This is a genomic window from Lysobacter sp. CC-YZS074 (assembly GCF_056739745.1).
Genome location: NZ_CP200301.1, coordinates 606,926 through 623,219 on the forward strand (window position 1 = coordinate 606,926; position 16,294 = coordinate 623,219).

Consider the following 16,294-nt stretch of genomic DNA (forward strand, 5'->3'; position numbering starts at 1 on the left):
CACCGAGGCCATGCCATGCAATCGACCGTAATCGCCCCGTCCATCCTCTCGGCCGACTTCGCCCGCCTCGGCGAGGAGGTCGACAACGTCCTCAAGGCCGGTGCCGACTGGGTCCATTTCGACGTGATGGACAACCACTACGTGCCCAACCTCACGATAGGCCCGCTGGTCTGCGAGGCGCTGCGCAAGCACGGCGTGACCGCGCCGATCGACGTGCATCTGATGGTCGAGCCGGTGGACCGCATCGTGCCGGACTTCGCCAAGGCCGGTGCCAGCGTGATCAGCTTCCATCCCGAGGCCAGCCGCCACGTCCACCGCACCGTGCAGCTGATCAAATCGCACGGCTGCCAGGCCGGGCTGGTGCTCAACCCGGGCACGCCGGTCGAGGTGCTCGACTACGTGCTCGACGAACTCGACATGGTGCTGCTGATGTCGGTCAACCCGGGCTTCGGCGGGCAGGCGTTCATCCCGTCGACGCTCGACAAGCTGCGCCGCGTGCGCGAGCGGATCGACCGCAGCGGCCGGACGGTGCGGCTGGAGATCGACGGCGGGGTCAAGGCCGACAACATCGGCGAGATCGCGGCGGCCGGCGCCGACACCTTCGTTGCCGGTTCGGCGATCTTCAACGCCGACGACTACGCCGACGTGGTCGGACGGATGAAGGCCGCGGTCGCCGGTGTGCGCGGCTGAGCGAAAAAAGAAGACCGGACGCCTCGTGGCATCCGGTCTCCGGGGAATCTGGAGGCAATCCCGCCTCCGCCGGTCGTCCCTGCTATGGCCTCCCATGCTGGGCATCGAGCATGACCGGGTGATGACAGCGCCGGCATTCACCGCGCGCCCGTCGCCGGCTGCTAGCCTCGCCGCATGCCCGCCGCGCCGACAGCCACCGCACCCGATGCCACGCGGCCGCGCTGGCGGCTGATCCTCAACGGCAAGTCGGCCGGTGACGAGCCGCTGCGCGACGCGGTCGCGTCGATGCGCGAACGCGGCGTCCGGCTGGACGTGCGGGTGACCTGGGAGGGCGGCGATGCCGAGCGCTACGTCGCCGAAGCCATTGCCGACGGCGTCGACACCATCGTCGCGGCCGGCGGCGACGGCACCCTCAGCGAGGTCGCCGCGACGCTGGCCCACCGCGACGAGGCTGCCGACGCGCTGCCGGCGCTGGCACTGGTGCCGCTGGGCACCGCCAACGACTTCGCCACCGCCGCCGGCATCCCGCTGGAGCCATTGGTCGCCCTGGAACTGGCGCTGGAACGGCCCGCCGTCGCGATCGACCTGCTGCGGATCGACAACCTCGACCGTGACCAGAGCCACTGGTGCGCCAACCTCGCCAGCGGCGGCTTCGGCACCCAGGTCACGGTCGAGACCGACGAAGGCCTCAAGAAGCTGCTCGGCGGTCTGGCCTATCTGGTCACCGGCATCGCGCGGCTCGGCCGCATCGATCCCATCGAAGCCCGTTTCAGCGCCACCTCCGCCGACGGCGCGGACTTCATCTGGCAGGGCGGCTTCATCGCGCTGGGCATCGGCAACGGCCGCCAGGCGGGCGGTGGCCAGGTGCTGTGTCGGGACGCCGTGGTCGACGACGACCTGCTCGAACTGACCATCGTGCCGACGCTCGAAGGCGAAGTCGTGGCCACCATCGGTGCGGTCCTGACCCGCGGCCGACAGGCGGCGCTGGACCGGGTGGCGGTGCGCGCGCGGCTGCCGTCGCTGCGGATCGAGGCCGACCAGCCGTTCGTACTCAATCTGGACGGCGAGCCGGTCGAGTCGACCCGGTTCCGCATCGACTGCGTGGCGGGCCGCGCGCGCATGCACCTGCCCGCCGATTGCGCCCTGCTGCGACCGTCGCGCACGTCGCAGGAAGCGGATAAAGTAGCGCGATGATTTCCCGGGCGAACCCGATTTCCTGCAGTGCCGACACGGGTTGGCGATGGTGGCTTGCCGCCGCCGTCCTCGCCCCGTCGCACTCCCAGGAAATGCCGCATGACCACGCCTACGAACGTCGCGCCCCGCGCGTCCGCCAAGACCGATAACCGGTTCGAACGCTTCCAGCAGCAGGCCGCCGCCGGCCACACCCGCATCCCGGTCGTCCGCGAGGTCCATTCCGACCTCGACACCCCGCTCTCGGTCTACCTCAAGCTCGCCGACGGCCCGCACACCTACCTGTTCGAGTCGGTCGAGGGCGGCGAGCGCTTCGGCCGCTATTCGATCATCGGCCTGCCGGCCGCGCGCGTGTACGCCTTCGCCGGCCACACCCTGTACGTCACCGAGCACGGCGAGCTGGTCGACGCGCGCGAGGTCGCCGACCCGTTCGCCGAGGTCGAGCGGCTGCGCACGCTGCATTCGGTACCCGCCATCGACGACCTGCCGGGATTCACCGGCGGGCTGGTCGGCTGGTTCGGGTTCGAGTGCATCGGCTTCATCGAGCCGCGGCTGGCCGGTCCCGGCGGTGAGCCCAAACCCGACGGCCATCCTGTTGACGAGCTGGGCACCCCCGACATCCTGCTGATGCAGTCCGAGGAAGTCGCGGTGTTCGACAACCTCAAGGGCCGCCTGTACCTGATCGTCCACGCCGACCCGGCCGAGCCGCAGGCGTACGCGCGCGCCAACCGCCGGCTCGACCAGCTGGTGCACCGACTGCGCACCGGCGCGGCATACCCGGAAACGCTGGACCCGGCCGGGCTCGACGAGGCCGACTTCGTCTCCGGCTTCACCCGCGAGGGCTTCATCAAGGCGGTCGAGCAGTCCAAGGACTACATCCGCGCCGGCGACATCTTCCAGGTCGTGCTGAGCCAGCGGCTATCGGTGCCGTTCAAGGCGCGCCCGGTCGATGTCTACCGCGCGCTGCGGGCGTTGAATCCGTCGCCGTACATGTACTTCCTCGACATCGGCGAAATGCAGGTGGTCGGCTCCTCGCCGGAGATCCTGGTGCGCCTGCAGCACGACGCCGACGGCCGCGGCACCGTCACCGTGCGCCCGATCGCCGGCACCCGCCCGCGCGGCGCGACGCCCGAGCAGGACGCAGCGCTCGAAGCCGAGCTGCTGGCCGACCCGAAGGAGCGCGCCGAGCACCTGATGCTGATCGACCTCGGCCGCAACGACGTCGGCCGGGTCAGCGAGGCGGGCACGGTCGAGGTCGGCGAGCAGTTCGTGATCGAGCGCTACAGCCACGTCATGCACATCGTCAGCGAGGTCACCGGCACGCTCAAACAGGGCCTGAGCTACGCCGACGTGCTGCGCGCGACCTTCCCGGCCGGCACCGTCAGCGGCGCGCCGAAGATCCGCGCGCTGGAAGTGATCCGCGAGTTGGAGCCGATCAAGCGCAACGTCTACGCCGGCAGCATCGGCTACCTCGGCTGGCACGGCGACGCCGACATGGCGATCGCGATCCGCACCGCGGTGATCCAGGACGGCCGCCTGCACGTGCAGGCCGGCGCCGGCATCGTCTACGACTCCGACCCGGAAAAGGAATGGGACGAGACCATGAACAAGGGACGCGCGCTGTTCCGCGCGGTGGCCGAAGCGGCGCGGGGACTGTGACGTGCTGCTGATGATCGACAACTACGACAGCTTCACCTTCAACCTCGTGCAGTACCTGCAGGTGCTCGGGGCCGAGGTGAAGGTGGTCCGCAACGACGAGTTGGACGTCGCGCGGATCGAGGCGCTGGCGCCGGAGCGGATCGTGATCTCGCCGGGGCCGTGCACCCCGAATGAGGCCGGGGTGTCGCTGCAGGTGGTCGAGCGGCTCGGCGCGCGCGTGCCGATCCTCGGCGTCTGCCTCGGCCACCAGGCGATCGGGCAGGTCTACGGCGGCCAGGTGGTGCGGGCCAAGCGGATCATGCATGGCAAGACCTCGCCGATCCGGCACGAGGGCCGCGGCGTATTCGCCGGCCTGCCGGACGGCTACGAGGCGACCCGCTACCACTCCCTCGTCGTTGCCCGCGACAGCGTGCCGGACTGCCTGGAAATCACCGCCTGGACCGAGGACGACGGCTTCGACGAGATCATGGGCCTGCGCCACCGCGAGCACCCGGTCGAGGGCGTGCAGTTCCACCCCGAGTCGATCCTGACCGAGCACGGCCACGCACTGCTGCGCAATTTCCTCGAGCGTTGACGGAGGCCAACATCACTGCGCATGCCGGGGCTTGTGTAGGAGCGGCTTCAGCCGCGATCGGACAGTCGTCCGCCCGCACCGGCTCCACGATCGCGGCTGAAGCCGCTCCTACACAAGCCCGGATCGAACCAGAAGAAGAGACACACCCATGCCCATCACCCCCCAGGAAGCCCTGCAGCGCACCATCGAGCACCGCGAGATCTTCCACGACGAGATGGTCGAGCTGATGCGCCAGATCATGCGCGGCGAGGTCAGCCCGAGCATGACCGCGGCGATCCTGACCGGCCTGCGGGTCAAGAAGGAGACCGTCGGCGAGATCGCCGGCGCGGCGCGGGTGATGCGCGAGTTCGCCCGGCCGGTCGACGTCGCCGACCGCACGCACCTGGTCGACATCGTCGGCACCGGCGGCGACGGTGCCAACACCTTCAACATCTCGACCGCGAGCACCTTCGTGATTGCCGCCGCCGGCGGCCGCGTGGCCAAGCACGGCGGCCGCAGCGTGTCGTCGAAGTCGGGCAGCGCCGACGCGTTCGAGGCACTCGGCGCGTCGATCGAACTGGCGCCGGAGCAGGTCGCGCAATGCATCGAGCGCACCGGCATCGGCTTCATGTACGCACCGCTGCACCACCCGGCGATGAAGGCGGTCGCGCCGGTGCGGCGCGAGATGGGCGTGCGCACGATGTTCAACATCCTCGGCCCGCTGACCAACCCGGCCAACGCACCGGCGGTGCTGATGGGCGTGTTTCATCCCGATCTGGTCGGCATCCAGGTCCGCGTGCTGGAAGAACTCGGCGCCGAGCGAGCGCTGGTGGTGTGGGGTCGGGACGGCATGGACGAGCTGTCGCTCGGCGCCGGCTCGCTGGTCGGCGAGCTGCGCGACGGCAAGGTGCGCGAGTACGAGGTGCACCCGGAGGACTTCGGCATCGCGATGGCGGCCAGCCGCAACCTGCAGGTGTCCGGGCCGAAGGAGTCGAAGGCGATGCTGCTGCAGGCGCTGCGGAACGAAGACGGCCTGCCTCGCGAGATCGTCGCGCTCAACTCCGGCGCGGCGCTGTACGTGGCCGGCGTGGCGGAGGACATCGCCGACGGCATCGACCGTGCGCGCAAGGCGCTCGCCTCGGGCGCGGCGCGGGCGAAACTGGACGAGTTCGTCGCCACCACGCGTGAACTCGCGGGACAATAGCCGCATGACCGACATCCTCCAGCGCATCCTCGCCCGCAAGCACGAGGAGATCGAGCAGCGCAGCAAGATCCGTTCGCTCGACAGCGTCCGCGCCCGCGCCGCCGCGCAGCCGCCGGCGCGCGGTTTCGTCGAGGCGATCCACCGCAGGCACGCCGCCGGCGAGGCCGCGGTGATCGCCGAGGTCAAGAAGGCCAGCCCGTCGAAGGGGCTGATCCGCCCGGATTTCGACCCGGCCGCGATCGCCCGCAGCTACGAGGCCGGCGGCGCCGCCTGTCTCTCCGTTCTCACGGATGTCGACTTCTTCCAGGGCAGCAACCGCTATCTCGGCGAGGCGCGCGAGGCCTGCACGCTGCCGGTGCTGCGCAAGGACTTCATCGTCGACCCGTACCAGGTGTACGAGGCGCGCATGATCGGCGCCGACTGCATCCTGCTGATCGTCGCCGCGCTGGAGGACGCGCCGCTGGTGGAGATGGCCAACCTCGCCCACGAGCTCGGCATGGACGTGCTGGTCGAGGTGCACGATATCGACGAACTGGAGCGCGCGCTGCAGACCGACTGCGAGCTGATCGGCGTCAACAACCGCAACCTGCGCACGTTCGAGGTCTCGCTCGACACCACCCTGGCGTTGAAGCCGGCGGTGCCGCCGGACCGCACGCTGGTGACCGAGAGCGGCATCGCCACCCCGGCCGACGTGGCCCGCATGCACGAGGCCGGCGTCGGGACGTTCCTGGTCGGCGAGTCCTTCATGCGCGAGCGCGATCCCGGCGCGGCGCTGCAGCGGCTGTTCGCGCGATGAGCACCGCCGGCCCGGGTCCCCGCAAGGACGACGCCCGCGCGGCCTATCCGGCCACGCGCGACGGCGCGCCGCTGGTGGTGTTCGATTTCGACCACACCCTCTACGACGGTGATTCCGGCGGCCACCTGTTCAAGTGGCTGATCCGGCGCGCGTGGTGGCGCACCGTGCTGGCGGCGCTGATCGCCCCGGTGTTCGGGCCGATGATCGCGTTCCTGCCGACCCGGCGCGTGGGGATCTCCGGCTTCGTCTGGGCCGGCACCGTCGGCTTCCACCGCCGCCGCGACCTCGATGCACTGACCGACCGCTACGTTGCCCTGCACACCGACGGCATCCGCCGCAGGCTGCTGCCGGTCGCGCTGGAGGTGCTGCACCGGCACCGCGTCGACGGCGACCGCGTGGTGATCGCGACCGGCGCGCCGCCGGAACTGGCCCGCGCGATCCTCGCCTTCGTCGCCCACGAGGACGTGCCGGTGGTCGGGACGCAGGTCGGCCCCCGGTTCGGCGCGGTGGTCGCGACCCGCCACTGCCACAACGAAATGAAGATGACGATGCTGCGCGAGGCTGGCTTCACCGCGCCGGTCGCGGTCGCCTATTCGGACAGCAGCGCCGACCTGCCGCTGCTGCTGGCAGCCGCTAGGCCCGTGGTGGTGAACCCCAAGGCGGACCGGGTCGGAATGTTCCGCCGCGTGCTGCCGCCGGGTACGCCCGTCCTCAACTGGGGCTGCCCGGGAAGGGCGGGGGATCCGGTCGCGCCGCCCGCCGGCGGCATGTAGGAGCGACGCAAGTCGCGACCTGTGCATCGCCGGGTGGGGCGGTGGAACGCCGGCACCGCTTCCCACTCCGGTGTCCGTGCACGCTGTCCGGGCTGTGCCCGGGCTGTTGTAGGAGCGGCTTCAGCCGCGATCGGATGCCCGTTCGCCCGCGCCGCGTCCACGATCGCGGCTGAAGCCGCTCCTACGGAACCCGGAGCCGTACGCTTGGGGGCGGGGTTCCGGCGGGACCACCAAACCAAACGGGCGGCCCCTGGGCCGCCCGCTGGACTCCTCAACGCCTGCCGCCTCAACGCGTGCCGTACAGCACCACCGTCTTGCCGCGGGCGTGCAGCTTGCCGTCGGCCTGCAGCTTCTTGAGCACGCGCCCGGCCATCTCGCGCGAGCAGCCGACCAGGCGCGAAAGCTCCTGCCGCGACACCCGCAGCTGGGTGCCGTCGGGATGGCTCATCGCTTCCGGTTCCCTGGCCAGGTCGTGGAGGGCCCGGATGATGCGGTCGGTCACGTCGAGGAAAGCCAGGCGCCCGGCCTTCCTGCTGGTGTCCAGCAGGCGCCGCGAGATCTGCGCACCGATCGCGTACAGCAGCTTGGGCGCGTCCGGCGCCAGCCGCGACAGCAGCAGGTCGTAGAAGCGCTCGTGGCCGATCTCGGCCAGCTCGCACGGGGTGCGGGTGCGCAGGATCACCTCGCGCTGGTCGTTCTCGATGAACAGCCCCAGCTCGCCGACGAACTCGCCCGGCCCGAAATAGCCCAGCACCAGCTCGCGGCCGTCGTCCTCCTCGGTGATGATGCTGACCGAACCCGACACCACGTAATACAGCGTGCTGGCCGGATCGCCGGGGCGGAACACGTCCGTCCGCGACGGATAGCGTCGCCGGTGGCAGTGGGCCAGGAACCGCTCGATCACGGCGCCATCGGGAAGCAGGGGGCTGTGGGTGCGGCTCAGAGCAGTCAAGGGAGCTACCGGGTGGGCTGACATGATCATGAATGATGGATGATCGGGCGAGCTTAGGGCGAACTGGCGTCGCGAGGCAAATCCTGCCACTGCGTGGCATGCCCGCGGCTGGCGTCGTGACCGGCGGCACGATCTTCATTTTCCCCGCGCACCCGATTGCCGCATAATCGCCTTCTTGTTCGCCGTACCGGGAAACGCCGTGGTCAAGCCGTTGCCGCGCCTGAGGTTGCAGGGTTTCAACAACCTCACCAAGGCGCTCTCGTTCAACATCTACGATGTCAGCTTCGCCGCCTCCGAAGAGGAGCGACAGCGGTACATCGAGTACATCGACGAGGCCTACAACGCCGACCGCCTGACCCAGATCCTGACGGACGTGGCGGACATCATCGGCGCCAACATCCTCAATATCGCCCGGCAGGACTACGACCCGCAGGGCGCGTCGGTGACCATCCTCATCTCCGAGGAGCCGGTGATCGACAAGAAGGACGCCAAGGGCGTGATCTCCGACGCGGTGGTCGCGCACATGGACAAGTCGCACATTACCGTGCACACGTATCCGGAGACCCACCCGGACAACGGCATCGCGACCTTCCGCGCCGACATCGACGTGGCCACCTGCGGCGTGATCTCGCCGCTCAAGGCACTCAACTACCTGATCGAGTCGCTCGAGTCCGACATCGTGGTGATGGACTACCGGGTGCGTGGCTTCACCCGCGACGTGAAGGGCAAGAAGCACTACATCGACCACAAGATCAACTCGATCCAGGACTACCTGGCCAAGAACATCCGCTCGCGCTACGAGATGATCGACGTGAACGTCTACCAGGAAAACATCTTCCACACGAAGATGCACCTGAAGGACTTCGACCTCGACCAGTACCTGTTCGAGGAGAAGGCGCGCAACCTGTCGTTCAAGGAGCGCATGAAGATCGAGGCGCGGCTCAAGCGCGAGATCGAGGAGCTCTACCACGGCCGCAACCTGGTCGACTGAGTCGCACGTCCGGGGTAGTGCGAAAAGGCCGGCAGATGCCGGCCTTTTCCATTGGCGGCGTGAGTCCCCGCCTTTGCAGGAGCGGCTCCAGCCGCGATCGAACGCCCGGTCGCCCGTTGCCGCCCCGGTGATCGCGGTCGCCTTCTCAGATCCGGTACGCGACCGTCTTCATCACCTTCGACGCCGCCGCCATCAGGCGCGGGATCGGAAACGGCAGCACCCGCGCTCCCGCCGCTTCGGCGTTGTCGGCGTGGCGGGCCTCGTCGGCCTTCATCACCTGCAGGATCGCCCGGCTGCGGTGGTCGTCGCCGGGCAACGAGGTGAGGTGCTCGTCGATATGCGCCTCCACCTGGCGTTCGGTTTCGACCACGAAACCGAGGTTCCATCCGTCGCCGCGCAGGCCGGCCACCGCGCCGATCGCGTAACTGCCGCCATACCACAGCGGGTTGAGCAGGCTCGGACGGCTGTCGAGTTCCCGCAGGCGGTCCGCGCACCAGGCCAGGTGATCGGTCTCCTCCTGCGCCGCCGCCAGCAGGTGCATGCGCGTGGCCTCGTCGCGGGCGACCGCCGCCTGGCCGCAGTACAGCGCCTGCGCGCAGACCTCGCCGACATGGTTGATCCGCATCAGCCCGGCGGCGTGCCGGCGTTCGTCGTCGGCCAGCACGATATCGGGCTCCCCTGCCGCGGGGTTCGGCCGTTCGGCCGCGGGGGCGCCGAGGACGGTTTCCAGCGCGCGCTGGGCTTCGTCGAGGACGCGGTCGAGGGGGCTGAGATGGCGGCTGGAGGGGGTCATGCGGCCAGTCTAGCGGACCTCCGGCGTGGTCGAGTGGGCCACGCACCCGGCTGGACAGGGCCCAGGTCGAAGCGACGTGAGCGCGGCCCCGCCGCTCCTAAAGCGGGTCCGGTCGAACCGCCTCGGCCAGCAGCTCGAGCGGATGCTGCACCGGAATGGCGGTGCCGTTGGCCAGGTGCAGGCGGCAGCCGATGTTCGCGCTCAGCAGCCGTGTGGCGCCGCTGGCGGCGAGCTGTTCCAGAAGGGGGCGGCGGAAATCGGCCGCGCGGGCAGGCTGTGCAAGCATTGCCGTGCCGGCCGCCCCGCAACAGCCGAAGCCGGCATCGAGCTCCACCACTTCAAGTCCCGGAATCGTGTCCAGCAGCCGGCGCAATGCCGATGCCGAGCCCCCCACGTTGCGCTGGGTGCAGGGCAGGTGGAGCGCGACCCGTTCGCGGCGTTCCGCGAACCGCAGGCGGTCGCGCCTGGTAGCGAGGAATGCGAGCGCGTCCTCCGTCACACCGGGGGCGATGGCAGCGACCGATTCGTGGCATCCGCTCGCCACGGTGAGTACCCGGCGGTGACCGGCAAATGCCTCCCGGTTGCGTGCTGCCAGGGTCCCGGCGCCGGCCGCGTTGCCGGCATGGGCATGCACGCTGCCGCAGCAGGCCTGGTTCTCCGGGATCTGCAGCTGGACACCGATGGCGGCGCAGAGCCGCGCCAGGGCATCGCGGACCGCGCCCTCGTAACGGTTTGCGACGCAACCGACGAACAGCGCCACGGAGGTGCCGTCGGTGCCGGGCGTCGCGGGCCTGGAGCGGAGCGCGGCACGGGGCGGTCGCGGCAGTCGCCGGAGAGGCTTTGGGACGAGTGGATAAAGATGACGGTACAGATCCAGGAGACCGTCCAGCCAACGCGGGTACGCCACCAGCCATTCGAGTGCCTGCTGCAGCCGGGGCGCGCCGCGACGATCCCGCTGCCGCTCGCGCACCAGCCGCAGCAAGTCGCCGTACTCCACCCCGGCCGGGCACACCGCTTCGCAACTGCGGCATCCCAGGCAATGGTCGAGGTGTCCGTCGCCGGTGGCGGTCGGCTCGATGGTGCCAAGCTCCCAGGCCCGCGCCAAGGCGATCCGCCCCCGCGGTGATTCCGTCTCCACCCGGTCATGGCCGTAGGTGGGGCAGGCCGGCAGGCAGAGCCCGCACTGCACGCAACGGTCCGCCAGTGCCACCACGGCGCGCGCTCCCGGCCCGTCCCGACGGAGAGGGTGAGCGGGCGTGGCGGCGGGCATCCGGCGATGCTAGCATGGGCGGTCCGGTGGCTTGCGATGTCCCGCGAGTGCCGCTATCATTCCGCCTCTTTCGTTCCGCGGTTGCACTGCGGGCGATTCAACGCGCGGTGAAGTTCCGGCCCGCGTCCACCACGGACGCAGCCGCAACCAGCCCGACCAGGTACCCATAGAAGACCAGTCATGAAGACATTCACCGCCAAGAACGAGACCGTCCAGCGTGACTGGTACCTCGTCGACGCCACCGGCAAGACCCTCGGCCGCCTCGCCGCCGAACTCGCGCACCGCCTGCGCGGCAAGCACAAGCCGGTCTACACCCCGCACGTCGACACCGGCGATTACCTCGTGGTGATCAACGCCGAGAAGATCGCCGTCACCGGCAACAAGCTGGCGGACAAGAAGTACCACCGCTTCACCGGCTACATCGGCAACCTCAAGACCGAGACCCTGGGCCAGGCGCTCGAGCGCCACCCGGAGCGCGTCATCGAGATCGCGGTCAAGGGCATGCTGCCGAAGAACCCGCTCGGCCGCGCGATGTACCGCAAGCTCAAGGTCTACGCCGGCGCCGAGCATCCGCACGCCGCCCAGCAGCCGCAGCCGCTCGACATCTAAGGTACCGACATGGCAATCCAGCAGAATTACGGCACCGGCCGCCGCAAGTCCTCCACCGCCCGCGTCTACCTGCGCAAGGGCGATGGCAAGATCACCATCAACCAGCGTTCGATCGACGAGTTCTTCGGCCGCGAGACCGCGCGCATGATCGTGCGCCAGCCGCTCGAGCTGACCCAGTCGACGGACAAGTTCGACGTCAACGTCACCGTTGCCGGCGGCGGCACCACCGGCCAGGCCGGTGCGATCCGCCTGGGCATCGCCCGTGCGCTGGTCGAATACGACGACTCGCTGAAGGGCGAGCTGCGCAAGGCCGGCTTCATGACCCGCGACGCCCGTGAGGTCGAGCGCAAGAAGGTCGGCCTGCACAAGGCACGTCGTGCAACCCAGTTCTCGAAGCGCTAAAATACGCTCCGACACAAGTTCCACAGCCCCGTCGCCAAGCGGTAAGGCACCTGACTCTGACTCAGGCATTCGGTGGTTCGAATCCATCCGGGGCTGCCAGATCCGCAAGAAACCCGCCGCAAGGCGGGTTTTTTGTTGCCCGCGGTTTCGGGCGGCCGGGCGCCTGCCGTGCGCTGGCCCGCCGCAGCTAACCGGTTACAATTGAAACCATCGCGCTGCAGCGCCCGACACAAGGCTCATCCAATGAAGCTGGGTTCCCTCAAGGAAGGTGGCCGCGACGGCACCCTGATCGTGGTTTCACGTGACCTGACGCGCGGCGTGCGCGCCACCGGCATCGCCGATACGCTGCAGCGTGCACTGGAGGACTGGTCGAATGCCGCGCCCCGGCTGAATGCCCTGTCGGACCGCCTGAACGCCGGCGAAGCGGGCGACGCTTTCGATATCGATCCTCTGGCGCTGGCGGCGCCGCTGCCGCGTGCCTACGAATTCGTCGACGGCAGCGCCTACCTGCCGCACGTCGAGCGCGTGCGCCGTGCACGTGGCGCCCAGGTGCCCGAGAGCTTCTACACCGATCCACTGATGTACCAGGCGGTCAGCGCCGGCTTCTATGGTCCGCGCGATCCGGTGCGGGTGCCCAGCGAGGAATACGGCATCGATCTCGAAGCCGAGCTGGTGGTGGTCACCGACGACGTCCCGATGGCGGTCACGCCCGAGCAGGCCGCCGGCCATATCCAACTGGTTGGACTGGTCAACGATGTTTCGCTGCGGGGCCTGATTCCCGGCGAACTCGCCAAGGGCTTCGGCTTTCTGCAGTCCAAGCCGCGGTCCGCGCTCAGCCCGGTGTTCGTGACCCCGGACGAGCTCGGCGACGCCTGGCGTGACAGCAAGGTCCACCTGCCGATGTTGACCCACGTCAACGGCAAGTGGTTCGGCGCACCGGAGGCCGGCGTGGACATGCAGTTCAACTTCGCCCAGCTGGTCGCGCACGCGGCGAAGACGCGGCCGCTCTCGGCCGGCGCCATCGTCGGTTCCGGCACGATCGCCAACGAGGACACCAGCCTGGGTGCCTCCTGCTTCGCCGAACAGCGCACGGTCGAGACCCTCCGCGACGGCAAGCCGAGCACGCCTTTCATGCGCTTCGGCGACACCGTCCGGATCGAGATGCTCGACGGCGAAGGCCGCAGCATCTTCGGTGCCATCGAACAGCGCATCGAGCGCCACGACGCCTGACCGGCGGCGGTGTCGCACCGGCGGGCGGCCGTCCGCCGGTGCCGGCACCGTATTACCGTGCGCAGGGGAGCGCAGATGACAGAGGGGAGGGCGCGGATGTCGGAGCAACTGCAGCTGTATTCGTACTGGCGCTCCAGCGCCGCGTACCGCGTGCGCATCGGCCTGAACCTCAAGGCGCTGGCGTACGACACCTTGCCGGTGCACCTGGTCCGGGATGGTGGCGAACAGCACACCGACGACTATCGGTTGCTTAACCCGCAGGAGCTGGTGCCGGTGCTCAAGCACGGCGACCGCATCCTTCGCCAGTCGATGGCGATCCTGGAGTACCTCGACGAGACCTGGCCATCACCGCCGCTGTTGCCGGTGTCCAGTCGCGACCGCCAGCGCGTGCGTGCGATCGCCCAAGCCGTGGCCTGCGAGATCCACCCGCTCAACAACCTGCGCGTGCTGCAGTATTTCGACCGCACCTGGAACGTGCCCCAGCCCGAGCGGGACGACTGGGTGCGCCACTGGATCGCCAGTGGCTTCGCCGCAGTCGAGACGATGCTTGCCGACCACCCGTCCACCGGCGAGTTCTGCGAAGGCGACATTCCCGGGCTGGCCGACTGCTGCCTGGTGCCGCAGGTCTACAACGCCCGGCGCTTCGGCCTCGACCTGTCGCCGTTCCCGACCATCGAGCGGATCGAACGCAACTGCCTCGCGCTGCCGGAGTTCGACGCCGCCCGGCCGGAGAGCCAGCCGGACGCGCCGCAGGCGAACTGATCGGCGCCGCCTCCAAGCGGCGGGAGCGACCTCGTAGGAGCGACGTAAGTCGCGACCCACTGACAAGCCATCGCGCGTCGATCGACCCGGGGGCGCGATCGCGCGATCCAGCCAATACGTTCGTGCGCGGGACCTCGGCGGGTCAGTGGGTCGCGACTCACGTCGCTCCTACAACCCCGTCGGCTAGTGGTCGGTGGAAAACACGTCCGCATACGGGTCGTGCTCGGCACCGGCGCCTTCCGACAGCCGGAACTTCAGCGCCAGGCCGTCGCGCGAGTCGGCTGCCCGCAGCGCCTCCTCCATGTCGATCTTGCCTTCCTTGGCCAGCCGGAACAGGCACTGGTCGAAGGTCTCCATGCCTTCCTCCAGCGATTCTTCCATGGCTTGCTTGATCTCGTGCACCTGGCCGCGACGCATCAGGTCGCGGATGTGCGGGGTGTTGAGCAGCACCTCGGCGGCCGGCAGGCGGCGACCGTCGGTACCGATCACCAGGCGCTGCGAGATCACCGCCTTGAGGTTGAGGGCGAGGTTCATCAGCACGTTCTTGTGCGCCGCCTCGGGGAAGAAGTTGAGGATGCGCTCGAGCGTCTGGTCGGCGTTGTTGGAGTGCAGCGTGGCCAGGCACAGGTGGCCGGTCTCGGCGAACGCGATCGCCGCCTCCATCGTGGTCTGGTCGAGGATCTCGCCGATCAGGATCACGTCCGGCGCTTCGCGCATCGCGTTCTTCAGCGCGTGCTGGAACGCGTGGGTGTCGAGGCCGACCTCGCGCTGGTTGACCAGCGAGCGCTTGTGCCGGTGCAGGTACTCGATCGGGTCCTCGATGGTGAGGATGTGCCCGGAGATGTTGCTGTTGCGGTAGTCGATCATCGACGCCAGCGTGGTCGACTTGCCCGAGCCGGTGGAGCCGACGATCAGCACCAGCCCGCGCGGCTCCATGATGACGTTCTTGAGCACCTGCGGGAGTTGCAGCTCCTCGATCGACGGGATCACGCTGCGGATCGCGCGGATCACCATGCCGACCTCGCCACGCTGCTTGAACACGTTGACGCGGAAGCGCCCGGCCTCCGGCAGCGCATAGGCCATGTTCAGCTCCAGCTCCCGCTCGAACTGCGGCACCTGGCCCTCGTCCATCAGGGAGTAGGCGATCTTCTTGACCATGCCCGGCGGCAGGCCGGTGTTGCCCAGCGGATGCAGCTTGCCTTCGATCTTGATGTAGACCGGTGCGCCGGTGGACAGGAACATGTCCGACGCGTTCTTCTCCGTCATCAGCTTCAGGAAATAGCCGATGTCCATGCACACACCTCTCTTTGGCGACGGCGACCCGTTGCAACCGCAACGCCGCCCTGATCACAATGGCCGGGCGACACACTATCGCCACGGTATCCCCATGCATGTCAGCTTCGCACAAATTCGTTTCCCGCTGATGGGCACAGTGCTCGCTTGCGCGCTCGGTGCGTGCGCGACCCTGCCGCCGCCGACCGCCGAGCTGAACGCGGCGCAGCAGGCCGTGGTCCGCGCCACCGGAGCGGACGCCGACCAGTACGCCGCTGACCAGGTCGAACTGGCACGTGAAGGTCTCGCCCGTGCCCAGGCGGCGATGGCTGAAGGCCGGCAGGACGATGCCCGGCGTTTGGCGGCGGCGGCCCATGCCGACGCCGACCTGGCCCATGCGCTCAGCCGGCAGGCGCTGGCCGAGGCCGAACTGGCGCAGCGCCAGGCCGAAGTCGAACAACTGCAGCGCCGTCTGGGAGGTGGCCGATGAACCTGCGTTCCCGAGGCGCCGCGGTGGCGCTGGCATTGGCCTTCGCCGCCATGCCCGCGTTTGCCCAGGATGATGTGGTGGTCAGCCAGTTGTCGCAGCAGCTCACTACGCTGGACGCCGACAGCGAAACCGCCAACCTCGCCGCGTACGAGCGACTGCAGGCGCGGCAGGCGGTGGAGGTGCTCGCCAACGCACGCAGCAGCCAGTACGACGTCGCCCGGTACGTGGCCGAGCGCCGCGTCCGCATCGCCGAAGTCGCCGCCCGCACCGAGGCCATGCAGCGCCGGATCGACCGGCTGGAGCGTACCCGCAGCGAACTGATCGTCGAGGCCAGCCAGCGCGACGCGGCCGAAGCGCGGGCAGAGGCCGAACGCCTGCGCATCCAGGCCCGGATCCAGGCCGAAGAGGCCGCCCGCCTGCGTGCGCAGGCGACCAGCAGCGCCGAAGCGATGGAGGACATCGAGTCGGCCCTGCAGAACGTCGCGGGTGCCGAGGCCGCCCGGCTCAAGGCCGCCCGCGAGCGGGAGGCTGAACTGGCCCGCCAGGAGGCCGAGCTGCTGCGCCAGGCCGAGGAAGCGTCGGACGACGAGTGACCGCCGACTCCGGTACGGACTCCTACAAGAGCCACAGGTGTCGCGGATCGGCGTGTAAAAAATA

At 69.2% G+C, this 16,294-nt stretch carries 18 protein-coding genes and 1 tRNA gene; 15 read left to right on the forward strand and 4 right to left on the reverse strand.

Going from position 1 to position 16,294, the window contains the following annotated elements; all coding sequences use genetic code 11:
* The first annotated feature begins 15 nt into the window (after positions 1-15).
* From rpe to U8331_RS02640, 7 genes are all read left to right on the forward strand, one after another.
* The gene (rpe, locus tag U8331_RS02610) at positions 16-690 is read left to right on the forward strand and encodes a ribulose-phosphate 3-epimerase (protein WP_481132085.1); all 675 of its coding nucleotides are present in this window, start codon (positions 16-18) and stop codon (positions 688-690) included.
* Between the two features lie 174 nt (positions 691-864).
* Complete coding sequence (yegS, locus tag U8331_RS02615; protein ID WP_481132086.1) at positions 865-1,884, forward strand: lipid kinase YegS; 1,020 nt, start codon at positions 865-867, stop codon at positions 1,882-1,884.
* A gap of 99 nt (positions 1,885-1,983) precedes the next feature.
* Positions 1,984-3,540 (forward strand): anthranilate synthase component I, encoded by a 1,557-nt coding sequence (trpE, locus tag U8331_RS02620; RefSeq protein ID WP_481132087.1) that lies wholly within the window; start codon positions 1,984-1,986, stop codon positions 3,538-3,540.
* 1 nt (position 3,541) lies between these two features.
* On the forward strand, positions 3,542-4,114 hold the full coding sequence (locus tag U8331_RS02625; RefSeq protein ID WP_481132088.1) for an anthranilate synthase component II: 573 nt from the start codon (positions 3,542-3,544) through the stop codon (positions 4,112-4,114).
* Between the two features lie 148 nt (positions 4,115-4,262).
* Positions 4,263-5,297: an anthranilate phosphoribosyltransferase gene (gene trpD, locus U8331_RS02630; protein ID WP_481132089.1), complete on the forward strand. Its 1,035-nt coding sequence runs from the start codon at positions 4,263-4,265 to the stop codon at positions 5,295-5,297.
* Between the two features lie 4 nt (positions 5,298-5,301).
* Positions 5,302-6,093, forward strand: coding sequence for an indole-3-glycerol phosphate synthase TrpC (trpC, locus tag U8331_RS02635; protein WP_481132090.1), 792 nt, complete (start codon positions 5,302-5,304; stop codon positions 6,091-6,093).
* Positions 6,090-6,866, forward strand: coding sequence for a haloacid dehalogenase-like hydrolase (locus tag U8331_RS02640; RefSeq protein WP_481132091.1), 777 nt, complete (start codon positions 6,090-6,092; stop codon positions 6,864-6,866). Before trpC ends, U8331_RS02640 begins: the two co-directional genes overlap by 4 nt.
* Before the next feature lie 286 nt (positions 6,867-7,152).
* Here the strand turns inward: U8331_RS02640 and crp are convergent, their stop codons facing one another.
* Entirely contained in the window at positions 7,153-7,842 is a 690-nt protein-coding gene (gene crp / locus U8331_RS02645) for a cAMP-activated global transcriptional regulator CRP (protein ID WP_481132870.1), read from the reverse strand.
* Positions 7,843-8,017: 175 nt separating this feature from the next.
* On the opposite strand from crp, the gene speD reads away from it, so the two are divergent.
* Positions 8,018-8,809 carry an adenosylmethionine decarboxylase gene (speD, locus tag U8331_RS02650; protein WP_481132871.1) on the forward strand — a complete coding sequence of 264 codons (792 nt, stop codon included), beginning with the start codon at positions 8,018-8,020 and terminating at the stop codon, positions 8,807-8,809.
* Positions 8,810-8,954: 145 nt separating this feature from the next.
* Here the strand turns inward: speD and coq7 are convergent, their stop codons facing one another.
* Both coq7 and U8331_RS02660 read right to left on the reverse strand, forming a co-directional pair.
* Entirely contained in the window at positions 8,955-9,602 is a 648-nt protein-coding gene (gene coq7, locus U8331_RS02655; RefSeq protein WP_481132092.1) for a 2-polyprenyl-3-methyl-6-methoxy-1,4-benzoquinone monooxygenase, read from the reverse strand.
* A 97-nt stretch (positions 9,603-9,699) separates the two neighbouring features.
* Complete coding sequence (locus U8331_RS02660) at positions 9,700-10,815, reverse strand: (Fe-S)-binding protein (RefSeq protein ID WP_481132093.1); 1,116 nt, start codon at positions 10,813-10,815, stop codon at positions 9,700-9,702.
* A 237-nt stretch (positions 10,816-11,052) separates the two neighbouring features.
* On the opposite strand from U8331_RS02660, the gene rplM reads away from it, so the two are divergent.
* The 5 genes from rplM (at position 11,053) to maiA (ending at position 13,875) form a co-directional block, all read left to right on the forward strand.
* Complete coding sequence (gene rplM / locus U8331_RS02665) at positions 11,053-11,481, forward strand: 50S ribosomal protein L13 (protein ID WP_215218826.1); 429 nt, start codon at positions 11,053-11,055, stop codon at positions 11,479-11,481.
* Positions 11,482-11,490: 9 nt separating this feature from the next.
* Positions 11,491-11,883, forward strand: a complete 393-nt coding sequence (rpsI, locus tag U8331_RS02670; RefSeq protein WP_481132094.1) for a 30S ribosomal protein S9 — start codon at positions 11,491-11,493, stop codon at positions 11,881-11,883.
* Between the two features lie 24 nt (positions 11,884-11,907).
* Positions 11,908-11,982, forward strand: a tRNA-Gln gene (locus U8331_RS02675).
* Positions 11,983-12,126: 144 nt separating this feature from the next.
* A complete protein-coding gene (locus U8331_RS02680) occupies positions 12,127-13,113 on the forward strand; it encodes a fumarylacetoacetate hydrolase family protein (protein ID WP_481132095.1) in 987 nt (328 codons plus the stop codon).
* A 96-nt stretch (positions 13,114-13,209) separates the two neighbouring features.
* Positions 13,210-13,875: a maleylacetoacetate isomerase gene (gene maiA / locus U8331_RS02685; protein WP_481132096.1), complete on the forward strand. Its 666-nt coding sequence runs from the start codon at positions 13,210-13,212 to the stop codon at positions 13,873-13,875.
* Positions 13,876-14,058: 183 nt separating this feature from the next.
* Here the strand turns inward: maiA and U8331_RS02690 are convergent, their stop codons facing one another.
* Positions 14,059-15,168 carry a PilT/PilU family type 4a pilus ATPase gene (locus U8331_RS02690; RefSeq protein WP_481132097.1) on the reverse strand — a complete coding sequence of 370 codons (1,110 nt, stop codon included), beginning with the start codon at positions 15,166-15,168 and terminating at the stop codon, positions 14,059-14,061.
* Here U8331_RS02690 and U8331_RS02695 point away from each other — a divergent pair.
* Both U8331_RS02695 and U8331_RS02700 read left to right on the forward strand, forming a co-directional pair.
* Positions 15,161-15,637: a DUF4398 domain-containing protein gene (locus U8331_RS02695; RefSeq protein WP_481132098.1), complete on the forward strand. Its 477-nt coding sequence runs from the start codon at positions 15,161-15,163 to the stop codon at positions 15,635-15,637. The genes U8331_RS02690 and U8331_RS02695 overlap by 8 nt on opposite strands.
* On the forward strand, positions 15,634-16,230 hold the full coding sequence (locus U8331_RS02700) for a hypothetical protein (protein ID WP_481132099.1): 597 nt from the start codon (positions 15,634-15,636) through the stop codon (positions 16,228-16,230). The genes U8331_RS02695 and U8331_RS02700 overlap by 4 nt, the downstream gene beginning before the upstream one ends.
* Positions 16,231-16,294: the final 64 nt, after the last annotated feature.